General features: G+C 72.6%; 11 protein-coding genes and 1 pseudogene. 9 read left to right on the forward strand and 3 right to left on the reverse strand.

Features of this window, described 5'->3' with window-relative positions; translation table 11 throughout:
• Nucleotides 1-35 precede the first annotated feature (35 nt).
• From ctaC to JOF54_RS22000, 4 genes and pseudogenes are all read left to right on the forward strand, one after another.
• The gene (gene ctaC / locus JOF54_RS16250; RefSeq protein WP_307804276.1) at nucleotides 36-977 is read left to right on the forward strand and encodes an aa3-type cytochrome oxidase subunit II; all 942 of its coding nucleotides are present in this window, start codon (nucleotides 36-38) and stop codon (nucleotides 975-977) included.
• Nucleotides 974-2794, forward strand: a complete 1821-nt coding sequence (gene ctaD / locus JOF54_RS16255; protein WP_210057704.1) for an aa3-type cytochrome oxidase subunit I — start codon at nucleotides 974-976, stop codon at nucleotides 2792-2794. Before ctaC ends, ctaD begins: the two co-directional genes overlap by 4 nt.
• Nucleotides 2791-3186, forward strand: coding sequence for a cytochrome c oxidase subunit 4 (locus JOF54_RS16260; protein ID WP_210057706.1), 396 nt, complete (start codon nucleotides 2791-2793; stop codon nucleotides 3184-3186). Before ctaD ends, JOF54_RS16260 begins: the two co-directional genes overlap by 4 nt.
• Nucleotides 3187-3370: 184 nt before the next feature.
• A pseudogene (locus JOF54_RS22000) lies at nucleotides 3371-3511 on the forward strand (DUF2277 domain-containing protein); the annotation flags it as partial.
• Nucleotides 3512-3662: 151 nt separating this feature from the next.
• On the opposite strand, the gene JOF54_RS16270 reads toward JOF54_RS22000, so the two are convergent.
• Entirely contained in the window at nucleotides 3663-4646 is a 984-nt protein-coding gene (locus tag JOF54_RS16270) for a DUF3500 domain-containing protein (RefSeq protein ID WP_210057708.1), read from the reverse strand.
• Between the two features lie 49 nt (nucleotides 4647-4695).
• Complete coding sequence (locus JOF54_RS16275; RefSeq protein WP_210057710.1) at nucleotides 4696-6159, reverse strand: GuaB1 family IMP dehydrogenase-related protein; 1464 nt, start codon at nucleotides 6157-6159, stop codon at nucleotides 4696-4698.
• A gap of 149 nt (nucleotides 6160-6308) precedes the next feature.
• On the opposite strand from JOF54_RS16275, the gene JOF54_RS16280 reads away from it, so the two are divergent.
• Nucleotides 6309-8021 (forward strand): WD40 repeat domain-containing protein, encoded by a 1713-nt coding sequence (locus JOF54_RS16280; RefSeq protein WP_210057712.1) that lies wholly within the window; start codon nucleotides 6309-6311, stop codon nucleotides 8019-8021.
• Between the two features lie 44 nt (nucleotides 8022-8065).
• The gene (locus JOF54_RS16285; protein ID WP_210057714.1) at nucleotides 8066-9100 is read left to right on the forward strand and encodes a glutathione S-transferase family protein; all 1035 of its coding nucleotides are present in this window, start codon (nucleotides 8066-8068) and stop codon (nucleotides 9098-9100) included.
• Between the two features lie 34 nt (nucleotides 9101-9134).
• On the opposite strand, the gene JOF54_RS16290 is transcribed toward JOF54_RS16285, so the two are convergent.
• On the reverse strand, nucleotides 9135-9644 hold the full coding sequence (locus tag JOF54_RS16290) for a GNAT family N-acetyltransferase (RefSeq protein ID WP_210057716.1): 510 nt from the start codon (nucleotides 9642-9644) through the stop codon (nucleotides 9135-9137).
• A gap of 106 nt (nucleotides 9645-9750) precedes the next feature.
• On the opposite strand from JOF54_RS16290, the gene JOF54_RS16295 reads away from it, so the two are divergent.
• The 3 genes from JOF54_RS16295 to JOF54_RS16305 are packed head-to-tail and all read left to right on the forward strand — an operon-like array spanning nucleotide 9751 to nucleotide 12142.
• Entirely contained in the window at nucleotides 9751-10053 is a 303-nt protein-coding gene (locus JOF54_RS16295) for an urease subunit gamma (RefSeq protein ID WP_210057718.1), read from the forward strand.
• A gap of 30 nt (nucleotides 10054-10083) precedes the next feature.
• Complete coding sequence (gene ureB / locus JOF54_RS16300) at nucleotides 10084-10437, forward strand: urease subunit beta (RefSeq protein WP_210057720.1); 354 nt, start codon at nucleotides 10084-10086, stop codon at nucleotides 10435-10437.
• A gap of 1 nt (nucleotide 10438) precedes the next feature.
• Nucleotides 10439-12142 carry an urease subunit alpha gene (locus tag JOF54_RS16305; protein WP_210057722.1) on the forward strand — a complete coding sequence of 568 codons (1704 nt, stop codon included), beginning with the start codon at nucleotides 10439-10441 and terminating at the stop codon, nucleotides 12140-12142.
• The last annotated feature ends 11 nt before the right edge of the window (nucleotides 12143-12153 follow it).

Here is a 12153-nt window from a genome sequence, read left to right on the forward strand (position 1 = left end):
GCGCGACTGGGTTAGGGTGAACGCGGAGGATGGGGGTGCGTGGCCTGGCCGCGCCGCTCCCGCACCTCTTCCTGATGCACAGCTTCGACGAAAGGCACGACGTGGTTAGCAGCCAACGGCCGGTCCGGCGGACGACGGCTCGGCTGGTCGCGGCCTCGGCCGCCACCGGTGCCCTGCTCTTCCTGGCGGGGTGCTCCGGCGACACGGTCGCGCAGATGAAGCGCCTCGGCCTGCCCGAGGCCGCGAGCGACCGCGCCCCGGCCATCGGCGACCTGTGGATCGGTGCCTGGATCGCCGCCGGCATCATCGGCGTCTTCGTGTGGGGCCTCATCGGCTGGGTGGTGCTGAAGTACCGCTCCGACCACAACGACATGCCGAACCAGAACCGCTACAACCTGCCGATGGAGATCTTCTACACCACGGCGCCGTTCGTCATCATCGGCGTGCTGTTCTACTACACGATCCTGGCGCAGAACACGGTGACCGCGCGCAGCGCGGAGCCCGACGTGACGGTCAACGTCACGGCCCAGAAGTGGTCGTGGGTCTTCAACTACAAGGAGGCCGGCAACCCGGACGTCGGCGACGACGTGTGGGAGGGCGGCACCATCCAGCAGACGCCCGACCTCTATCTCCCCGTCGGCAAGAGCGTGCGGTTCAACCTGCGCGCCGCCGACGTGAACCACTCGTTCTGGGTGCCGTCCTTCTACTACAAGATGGACGTCATCGCCGGGCGCAACAACAACTTCGAGATGACCCCCACCAAGGAGGGCGTCTTCCGCGGCAAGTGCGCCGAGCTCTGCGGCACCTACCACTCCGCGATGCTCTTCAACGTCCACGTGGTCAGCGAGGACGAGTACGAGGCCCACCTCCGCGGACTCGCGGAGGCCGGCAACATCGGCGAGAACCGCGGGCCCAAGGACACGGACCCGCAGGGTGACGCCGCGCGCTACCAGGGAGAAGAGGTCGGCGACCGATGACGACGATGCAGCGGACGGCCACCGTCCAGGAGGTCGCGGCCCCCACCCGTCAGCTGGGGACGGTGTCGTGGAAGTGGATCACGACGACTGATCACAAGGTGATCGGGAACCTGTACTTCATCACCTCGATGGCGTTCTTCTTGTTGGGTGGTGTTCTCGCCCTCGGCATCCGTGCTGAGCTGGCGTTCCCGGGGTTGCAGTACCTGTCGCGGGAGACGTACAACCAGTTCTTCACGATGCACGGCACGATCATGTTGTTGTTGTTCGCGACGCCGTTGTTCGCGGGGTTCGCGAACGCGATCATGCCGTTGCAGATCGGCGCCCCGGATGTGGCGTTCCCGCGGCTGAACATGCTGTCGTACTGGCTGTACCTGTTCGGCGGTCTGGTCACCGTCTCCGGGTTCTTGTCGCCGTCGGGAGCGGCCAGCTTCGGCTGGTTCGCGTACACCCCGCTGTCGGACTCGGTGAACTCTCCGGGTGTGGGTGGTGACCTGTGGATCATGGGCCTCTACATGGCCGGTCTGGGGACGATCCTGGGTGCGGTGAACTTCATCACGACGATCCTGTGCATGCGGGCGCCGGGGATGACGATGTTCCGGATGCCGATCTTCACCTGGAACATCCTGGTCACCTCGATCCTGGTGCTGATCGCGTTCCCGATCCTGGCGGCGGCGTTGTTGGTGCTGGAGGCGGACCGGACGTTGGGTGCGCACGTGTTCGACGCTGCGAACGGTGGCCCGATCCTGTGGCAGCACCTGTTCTGGTTCTTCGGGCACCCGGAGGTGTACATCATCGCGTTGCCGTTCTTCGGGATCATCACCGAGATCTTGCCGGTGTTCTCCCGGAAGCCGATCTTCGGTTATGTGGGCCTGGTCGGCGCAACGCTCATGATCGCGGCGTTGTCGGTGGCGGTGTGGGCGCACCACATGTACGTGACGGGTGCGGTGAACCTGCCGTTCTTCTCGTTCATGACGTTCTTGATCGCGGTGCCGACGGGGGTGAAGTTCTTCAACTGGATCGGCACCATGTGGGGTGGCAACATCGCGATGCGGACCCCGATGCTGTGGGCGATCGGGTTCTTGACCACGTTCTTGTTCGGTGGTCTGACGGGTGTGATCCTGGGTTCCCCGCCGTTGGACTTCCAGCTGTCGGACTCCTACTTCGTGGTGGCGCACTTCCACTACGTGGTGTTCGGGACGGTGGTGTTCGCGATGTTCGCCGGGTTCTACTTCTGGTGGCCGAAGTTCACCGGCCGGATGCTCGACGAGACGTTGGGCAAGGTCCACTTCTGGTTGTTGTTCATCGGGTTCCACGTCACGTTCTTGGTGCAGCACTGGCTGGGGGTGGAGGGGATGCCCCGCCGTTACGCCGACTACCTCCCCAACGAGGGGTTCACGGTGCTCAACCAGGTGTCGTCGGCGGGCGCGTTCTTGTTGGGGGCGTCGATGATCCCGTTCTTCTGGAACGTGTGGAAGTCGCGGAACGCCCCGTTGGTGAACAACGACGACCCGTGGGGTTGGGGCCGGTCGCTGGAGTGGGCCACCAGCTCGCCGCCGCCGCGGCACAACTTCACCTCGATCCCGCGGATCCGTTCGGAGTCCCCGGCCTTCGACCTGCACCACCCCGAGGTCGCCCTCAGCGAGTACGAGGGCACCAACGGCCGGATGTTCGAGGACAGCACCGTGGACTCCCCGGACGACACCGGGCGGGCGGAGGAGCTCAAGGCCCGCGTCGACGGCACCTCGGACGACCCGACCACGCACTACGAGCGGGACCACCCGAGCCAGTCCCCGCGTCCTGAGGAGGGTCGCCAGTGAAGATCGAGGCCTACATCTTCCTCGCGCTGACGGCGTTCGCCGCCGTCATCGCGCCGGTGTACTGGATCCTGTCGCGCGACGCCACCGGCACCACCGCGCTGATCCTCACCTTCTTCCTGTGCCTGATGATCGCGGGCTACCTCGGGCTCATCGCCCGGCGGCTCGACCCCCGGCCCGAGGACAAGCGGACCGGCGAGATCGCGGAGGGTGCCGGCGAGCTCGGCTTCTTCCCCCCGCAGAGCAAGTGGCCGCTGTTCGTCGCGCTGACCGCGGTGCTGGTCTTCCTCGGCCCGGTCTTCGGCTGGTGGCTGACCATCCTGGGCTTCGGCTTCGGGGCGATCAGCCTGACGGGCCTGCTCTACGAGTTCTACCGCGGGGACCACGCGCACTGAGCTGATCCTGGGCTGCCCTCGTGCTGGGCCGCTCATGACCGGTAGCTCCAGAGGGCCGGGCCGAGACGCAGGACGTGTCTCGGCCCGGCCCTCTCAGGTTCAGGCCGCGGGTCACCGACGCTGGGACAGCAGCTCCGTCTCCTGAGCCCTTCTGGCTCGGGCGCCGTCGCACTATCGTCTGGCCATGTGCCGCAACATCCGACCGCTGAACAACTTCGAGCCGCCGGCCACCTCCTCTGAGGTGCACGACGCCGCCCTGCAGTACGTGCGCAAGATCGCCGGGGTGAGCAAGCCGTCGAAGGCGAACGAGGAGGCCTTCCAGCGAGCCGTCCACGACATCGCCCACGCCACCGAGCACCTGCTGGCGGACCTGGGTGACCACGGGGCCGGCGAAGAACCGCGAGGAGGAGGCCGCCAAGGCGCGGGCCCGCTCGGCCAAGCGGTTCGCCTCGGCCTGACGCCCTCCCCGTCGCCGCTCAGCCGGGCGGCGGGCGGTGCCCGACGGCGTAGTGCTGGGCCAGCAGGTCGCCGCCCAGGTCGTGCCGCCGGTCGCGCCACACGCAGTGCACGTGGTTGCCCGACTCCTGGGTGTTGTCGTACTCCAGCACGAACGTCGGCCCGCTGACGGCGTAGTAGTGGCCCTCGCCCCGCTCCAGCCCGCCCGCCCAGGTGAAGCGCACCTCGTCCCAGCCCGCGTCGGCGGCGTCCGCCCAGGCCGCGTCGGCCACGGCGGCGGGGGAGCGCTCGAGGTACTGCCGCACCAGCGCCTCCAGCAGCGCCCCCTGCCGCCGGTCCATCCGGGACCGGGGCAGCCCGCGCTCGGGGAAGCCGACGACCGCGGGGTCCTGCCGGGTGAGCACGTCGTCCGGCGCCGGTCCCGGCGTGAGCGCCACCCGGCGCTGGTCCTCCTCCAGGACCAGCACGAGCTGCCGCGCCAGGTCCTGCTCGCGGGGCAGCGACTGGAAGCCCCGGTGCGGCCCGCGGGTGATCTCGGCCGGCTGCGCGCCGACGAACTGCGGCGCGGTGACGACGGCGTCGCCGACGACGGTGGCCTGGGCCACCAGGTGGTGGCCGCTGATCCGCCAGGCCCACGGCTCGGCGCCGTCCGGACGGCCGAGGACGCGCAGCCAGTAGACCGGGTCGAGGTGCGGGGCCGGGGAGGCGTCGGCGGGGCTGAGCTCGCGGCGGATCTCCTCGGTGCGCAGCACCATCGCGAGGTCGGAGCGGCCGCGCGGGCTGAACGCCGTCTCCAGCAGGTCCTGGGCGCGGTCGCGCTGCGCCGGGGTGAGCCGGCCGAGCAGCAGGCCGGGACGCTCACCGGGCAGGTAGGTCCAGGTGTGCCACTCCGCGGTCGCGAACGGGCCGAGGACTGCGCGCCGCTGGTCGGGGTCGAGGGTGTCGAGCAGGTCGGCGGCGGCCCGGCGCATCGCGCGGGCCAGCGGTGCCGTGGCGGTGGTCACCCCCGCACGCTAGCCGCCGGCACCGCACGCGGGCCGGCGGCCCGGCGGCTCACCAGCTGGAGTGCAGCGGCCGGCCCTCGTCGTAGCCCGAGCCCGACTGCACACCGACCACGGCGAGCTCGGCGAACTCCTCCAGCGAGCTGGCGCCGGCGTAGGTGCAGCTGCTCCGGACCCCGGCGACGATGGAGTCGATCAGGTCCTCCACGCTCGGGCGCTCCGGGTCCAGGTACATCCGGCCCGTCGAGATGCCCTCCTCGAACAGGGCGGCGCGGGCCCGGTCGAAGCCGGAGGAGTCGCGGGTCCGCAGCTTGACCGCGCGGGCCGAGGCCATCCCGTAGGACTCCTTGTACTGCCGGCCCTGGGCGTCGGTCATCAGGTCCCCGGTGCTCTCGTAGGTGCCGGCGAACCAGGAGCCGATCATCACGCTGCCGGCGCCGGCGGCCAGCGCCAGCGCCACGTCGCGGGGGTACCGGACGCCGCCGTCGGCCCACGTCGAGCGGCCGACCGAGGCGGCCGCCTCGGCGCACTCGAGGACCGCGCTGAACTGCGGCCGGCCGACGCCGGTCATCATCCGGGTGGTGCACATGGCGCCGGGGCCGACGCCGACCTTCACCACGTCCGCGCCGGCGTCGACGAGGTCGAGCACCCCGGCCGCGGAGACGACGTTGCCCGCCACCAGCGGCACCCGCCGCCCGCCGCGCTCCACCTGGCCGTCGCGCACCTCGCGGACGCTCTTGAGCGCCTGCAGCATCTTCTCCTGGTGGCCGTGGGCGGTGTCGACCACGAGCACGTCGATGCCGGCGGCCAGCAGCGCCGAGGCCCGGCCCGCCACGTCGCCGTTGATCCCGACGGCGGCCCCGGCCAGCAGCCGGCCGTCGGCGTCCAGCGCGGGCCGGTAGAGCGTCGAGCGCAGCGCGGCCTTGCGGGTCATCACCCCGACCAGCCGGCCGTCCTCCACCACGAGGGCGGCCTGCAGGTGCCGGCTGGTGAGCGCGTCGAAGACCTCGGTGGCCGAGGTGCCCGGCGGCACGGCGAGGACGTCGTCGGACATCACCTCGTGCACCTGGGCGAAGCGGTCCACCCCGGCCGCGTCGGCCTCGCTGACCGTGCCGACGGGACGGCCGTCCTGGACCACCACGACGAGCCCGTGCGCCCGCTTGGGGAGCAGCGACAGGGCCTCGCCGACCGTGCTGTGCGGGGCGACCGTGACCGCGGTGTCGTAGAGGGGGTGCGACGCCTTCACCCGGGCCGTGACGTCGGCCACGACGTCGGTGGGGATGTCCTGCGGGATGATCGCCACCCCGCCGCGCCGGGCCACCGTCTCGGCCATCCGGCGGCCGGCGACGGCGGTCATGTTGGCGACCACCAGGGGCAGGGTCGTGCCGATGCCGTCCGTGCTGGCCAGGTCGACGTCCAGGCGCGAGGTCACCGACGAGCGGCGCGGCACCATGAAGACGTCGGAGTAGGTCAGGTCGTGGGCGGGCGGAGGAGTCAGGAAGCGCACGGCGTCCATCCTCCCCCGCCGGGGCGGGTTCTGGCGATCCGGCTCACACCCGGGCGGGCCGCCGTTCACCGGTGCGCGGGCGGTCCGGCCGGTACGCTTCACGGCTGGGGAGCGGGGTCCGCGAGGACCGCGGACGGCGACATCGGGGGACTTTCGACATGCAGGCACGGACGGCGCGCGGCTGGCGCGCCCTCGGCGGGACGGCCGTGGCGGCCGCCCTCGCCGTCGCGACGCTGACCACCCCGGCGGGTGCCGCCGTCCCCGCCTCGGTGCCCCCGGTCCTGGAGCGCAGCGCCGCCGCCGTGACCGCCGACGGCCTGCCCACCGTGCAGGTCGACGGCGTCGTCTGGACCCAGGTCGTCATCGGCAGCACCGTCTACGCGGCCGGCGACTTCGGCAAGGCCCGCCCGGCCGGCGCCGCCCCGGGGACCTCGACGACCACCCGCAAGAACCTGCTCGCCTACAGCCTGACCACCGGCAAGCTGAGCACCACCTTCAAGCCGGGCGCGCTCAACGGCCAGGTCAAGGCGCTGGCCGTCTCCAGCGACGGGAAGACCGTCTTCGCCGGCGGCGACTTCACCCAGGTCGGGACGAAGAAGCGGCTGCGGTTCGCCGCGTTCGACGCGAGGACCGGCGCCCTGCGCGCGGCCGCCCCGGCCTTCAACACCCGGGTCAACGCGCTCGCCGTCGTCGGCGCCAACGTCTACGTCGGCGGCTGGTTCACCCGCGTCGGCACCACGCTGCGCACCCGCGTCGCGGCGGTGAACGGCAGCACCGGCAAGCTGACCGGCTGGGCGCCGAAGCCCTCCGGGGCGGTCAACGCCCTGGTCGCCACCCCGGACCGCAAGCGCGTCGTCATCGGCGGCGGGTTCGACAAGATCGGCAGCACCCGGGCCCTCGGCATGGGCGCCGTCGACGCGACGAGCGGCAAGGTCGGGGCCTGGAAGATCAACACCGTGGTCAAGGACTACGGCAGCAAGGCCTCCATCCTCAGCCTGACCGCCGACGCGGACACCGTCTACGGCACCGGCTACGCCTACGGCGGCGGCAACTTCGAGGGCGCCTTCGCCGCGAACCCGGCCGACGGCTCGGTCCGCTGGCTGCAGGACTGCCACGGCGACAGCTACGGGGTCGCCCCGGTCGGCGGCGTCGTCTACGTCGTCGGGCACGCCCACACCTGCCAGAACATCGGCGGCTTCCCCGAGGCGAAGCCGCGGCTGTACCGGCGGGCCGTGGCGCTGACCAAGACCGCGCGCGGCACCGTGGCCACCAACGCCCAGGTCGGCTCCAACTACGGCAACTTCGCGGGCCAGCCCGCCCCGTCGCTGGTCAGCTGGTTCCCGGAGCTGACGCCGGGCACCTTCACCGGCAAGACCCAGGCGGCCTGGAACGTGGTCGGGACCACGATCTACGTCGCCGCCGCGGGGGAGTTCACCGCCGTCAACGGCAAACCCCAGCAGGGCCTGGTCCGCTTCGCCGTGCCCTCGGCGGTGCCGGCCCGGACCCAGGGACCGCTGCTCACCGACGCCAGCACCGCGCCGCAGCTGCGGGTCGAGGCCGGGGCGGTGGTCGTCGACGCCGTCACCAACGCCGACCGCGACCAGCGCTCCCTCACCTACGACGTCGTCCGCCGCGACCGGCTCGCCGACGGCACCTTCGGCCCCGCGACGGTCGTGGGCGCGCCCCGCAAGGCCGTCTCCGACTTCTGGGCGCGCGCCCCGCTGACCTGGACCGACGCCACCGTCGAGCCCGGCCACGACTACCGCTACCAGGTGCGCGCGGTGGACGCCGACAAGAACCGGGTGACCAGCCCGGCGACCGACGTCACGACCCCGGTGCCGCCGTCCAGCACGACCACCGAGGAGGGCTGAGCGCAGCCCCGCCGGGTGCGGCCCGGTCGTCTACCGTGGGCACCATGGACGACGACCACTCCACCAAGGGCGCCTACGTGACGACGGGCAGCGAGTTCACCCGCGACACGAACTACATCGCGACCCGGATCACCCGCGACGGCCGCGACGGCTACCCCGTCGAGGCGGGCCGCTACCGGCTCGTCGCCGCCCGCGCCTGCCCCTGGGCCAACCGGACGCTGATCGTGCGGCGGCTGCTGGGGCTCGAGGACGCCATCTCCCTCGGGCTCTGCGGCCCGACGCACGACAAGCGCAGCTGGACCTTCGACCTCGACGAGGGCGGCCGCGACCCGGTGCTGGGCTACGAGCGGCTGCAGGAGGCCTACTTCGCCCGCTTCCCCGACTACGAGCGCGGGATCACGGTGCCGGCGGTCGTCGACGTCCCGACCGGCCAGGTGGTGACGAACAACTACCCGCAGATCACCCTCGACCTCTCCACGGAGTGGACCGAGTTCCACCGCGACGGCGCCCCGGAGCTCTACCCCGAGCGGCACCGCGACGAGATCGACGAGGTCGCGAAGCGGGTGTTCACCGAGGTCAACAACGGCGTCTACCGCTGCGGGTTCGCCGGCTCCCAGGAGGCCTACGACAAGGCCTACGACCGGCTCTTCACCGCTCTGGACTGGCTGGAGGAGCGGCTGTCGGGTCAGCGCTACCTGGTGGGCGACACCATCACCGAGGCCGACGTCCGGCTGTTCACCACCCTCGCCCGCTTCGACCCCGTCTACCACGGCCACTTCAAGTGCAACCGGCAGAAGCTCAGCGAGTTCTCGGCGCTCTGGGGCTACGCGCGCGACCTGTTCCAGACCCCGGGCTTCGGCGACACGACCGACTTCGTGCAGATCAAGCAGCACTACTACGTCGTCCACGTCGACATCAACCCGACGCAGATCGTGCCGAAGGGCCCCGACCTGTCCGGCTGGCTGACCGCGCACGGGCGCGAGCAGCTCGGCGGCCGCCCGTTCGGCGACGGCACACCGCCGCCCCCGCCGCGGCCCGCCGAGGTCGTGCCGGCCGGGCACGGCGCCGGGGCCGCCTGAGCACGGGGCCGCGGCCCGCCCGCCCGGTCCGGGGTCAGGCCGGCGGCGGCCCCAGGTACACCTGCAGGTGCAGGTCGGGATGGCCCTCGACCGCCAGGGTCAGCGGCTCCAGCCGCCGCCAGCCGGCCGCCTCGTAGAGCCCGACCGGGCCCGCGTCCTCGGGCAGCACGTCCAGCACGGGCCGGCGGCCGTCGGCGTGCGCCTGCGCCGTCACCCGCGCCAGCAGCGCCCGGCCGACCCCGCGCCGTCGGGCGCCGGGGGAGACCAGCAGCCGGGCCACCACCGCCAGCCGGTCGGGCGGCAGCCCCGTCGCCCGCCGGGCGGCGGGCAGGGTCGGGTCGCCCGCCGCGGCGTGCAGGCCGACGTGGCCGAGCACGGTGCCGTCGTCGTCCTCGGCCACCCAGGCCGCCTCCTCGGCGGCGCCGCGCAGGAAGGCCGCCGGGTCGTCGCGCCAGTAGCGCGGGTAGCCGTCGGCCTCGTGGGTGCGGCGCATCAGCGCGACGCAGGCGACGACGTCGGCCTCGGTCCGGGGGCGGATCAGCACCCGGCCGACGCTACCGGGCGCCGGCCGGCCGCAACGCCGGCGAAACAATCCCTCGGTACGGTGACCGCTACCGCAGCCCACCGGCGACCGCGAAGGGGAGGACGACGTGAACCTGGCTCCGTCGGACGTCGAGAAGCTGCTGCAGGCCGTCGCCGGGATGGTCGCGCGCGACCGTCTCGCCCGCGGCGTCAAGCTCAACTACCCGGAGTCGGTCGCCCTGCTCAGCACCTGGGTCGTCGAGCGGGCGCGGGACGGCGCGGGCGTCGAGGAGCTGATGAGCGCGGGCCGCGAGGTTCTGGGCCGCGACGCCGTGATGCCCGGGGTGGCCGAGATGGTCACCGACGTCCAGGTCGAGGCGACGTTCCCCGACGGCCGCAAGCTCGTCACCCTGCACAGCCCCATCCAGTAGACCGACCCAGCAGCGACCCGAGGAGCAGGCATGGCGGGAACCAGCGGCGACGGCCCCGGCGCGGTCCGCGTCCGGCCCGGCACCATCGAGCTCAACGCCGACCGCGGCCCGGACGAGCGCGGTGAGCTGACGTTCACCAACACCGCCGACCGACCCATCCAGATCGGCTCGCACGTCCACCTGCCCGACGTGAACAGCGGCCTGGACTTCGACCGCGCCGCCGCCGCGGGCTTCCGGCTCGACATCGCCGCCGGGACCTCGGTGCGCTTCGAGCCCGGTGCCTCCCGCACCGTCGGCGTCGTCGCCCTGCGCGGGCGGCGGCTGGTGCCCGGCCTCCAGCGGCGCGGTGCCGGCCGACCCGGTCCGGCCGGGGCGGAGGCCTGAGGTGGCCTTCCTCGACCGCGCCGACTACGCGGCCCTGTACGGCCCCACCACCGGCGACCAGATCCGCCTCGGCGACACCGACCTGTGGGTCGAGGTCGAGCAGGACCTCACCGCGGGCGGGGAGGAGTCGGTGTTCGGCGGCGGCAAGTCGATCCGCGAGTCGGGCAACCAGTCGCTGCTGACCTCGGCCGAGGGCGCCCTCGACACCGTCATCACCAACGTCGTCGTCCTCGACCACTGGGGTGTGGTGCGCGCCGACGTCGGCATCCGGGCCGGCCGGATCGTCGGCCTGGGCCGCAGCGGCAACCCCGACATCGCCGACGGCGTGCACCCGGACCTGGTGATCGGGCCGGGCACGGACGTCATCTCGGGCGAGGGCCGGATCCTCACCGCCGGCGGCTTCGACTCCCACGTCCACTTCCTGTCCCCGTCCCAGGTCGAGGAGGCGCTGGCCGCCGGCCTGACCACCCTCGGCGGCGGCGGCACCGGGCCGTCGGAGGGCTCCAAGGCCACCACCGTCACCCCCGGGGCCTGGCACCTGCGGCAGGCCCACCGGGCGCTCGACGGCTTCCCGGTCAACCTGCTGCTGCTGGGCAAGGGCAACACCGTCGCCCCCGGGGCGTTCGCGGAGCAGGCCCTGGCGGGCGCGGCGGGCTACAAGGTGCACGAGGACTGGGGCTCCACCCCGGCCGCCATCGACGCGGCGCTGCGCGGGGCGCAAGAGTGGGGGCTGCAGGTGGCGCTGCACGCCGACTCCCTCAACGAGTCCGGCTTCGTCGCCGACACCGTCGCGGCCATCGACGGCCGCAGCATCGCCGCCTTCCACGTCGAGGGCGCGGGCGGCGGGCACGCGCCCGACATCCTCACCATCGCCGGCCTGCCGCACGTGCTGCCCGGCTCCACCAACCCGACGCTCCCGCACACCGTCAACACGGTGGCCGAGCACCTCGACATGCTCATGGTCTGCCACCACCTGAACCCGGCGGTCCCCGAGGACCTGGCCTTCGCCGAGTCGCGGATCAGGGCCACCACCATCGCCGCCGAGGACCACCTGCACGACCTCGGCGCCATCTCGATCACCTCCTCCGACGCCCAGGCCATGGGCCGGATCGGCGAGGTCATCACCCGCACCTGGCAGGTGGCGCACGTCATGAAGCACGTGCGCGGCGCGCTGTCCGGCGGTCTGCCGGCGGACAACTTCCGGGCCCGGCGCTACGTGGCCAAGTACACGATCAACCCGGCCGTCGCGCACGGCGTCGACCACGAGATCGGGTCGGTCGAGGTGGGCAAGCTGGCCGACCTCGTGCTGTGGGACCCGCGGTTCTTCGGCCACCGGCCGAGCCTGGTCATCAAGGGGGGCGGCATCGTCGTCGCGGCCCTCGGCGACCCCAACGCCTCCATCCCCACCCCGCAGCCGGTGCTCATGCGCCCGGCGCTGTACCACGCGAGCGGCGCCTCCCGGTCGCAGACCTACGTCGCCCCCGCCGCGCTGGAGGACGGGCTGGCCGACCGGCTCGGGCTGCAGCACGAGCTGGTCGCGGTCCGGTCCACCCGCGACGTCGGCAAGGCCGCCATGGTCCTCAACGACGCGCTGCCCTCGATCGTCATCGACCCGGAGACGCACCGCATCGAGGTCGACGGCGACGAGATCCGGCCCGCCCCGGCGACCACGCTGCCGCTCGCCCAGCTGTACGCGATGTTCTGATGGGCGCGCGC

This window comes from Microlunatus capsulatus (genome assembly GCF_017876495.1).
Classification (GTDB): Bacteria; Actinomycetota; Actinomycetes; order Propionibacteriales; family Propionibacteriaceae; genus Microlunatus; species Microlunatus capsulatus.

Coding starts and splice junctions, on each gene's coding strand:
- ctaD (WP_210057704.1), top strand. CDS start 974: ATGACGACGATGCAGCGGACGGCCACCGTCCAGGAGGTCGCGGCCCCC.
- JOF54_RS16275 (WP_210057710.1), bottom strand. CDS start 6,159: ATGGACGCCGTGCGCTTCCTGACTCCTCCGCCCGCCCACGACCTGACC.
- JOF54_RS16280 (WP_210057712.1), top strand. CDS start 6,309: ATGCAGGCACGGACGGCGCGCGGCTGGCGCGCCCTCGGCGGGACGGCC.
- JOF54_RS16285 (WP_210057714.1), top strand. CDS start 8,066: ATGGACGACGACCACTCCACCAAGGGCGCCTACGTGACGACGGGCAGC.
- ureB (WP_210057720.1), top strand. CDS start 10,084: ATGGCGGGAACCAGCGGCGACGGCCCCGGCGCGGTCCGCGTCCGGCCC.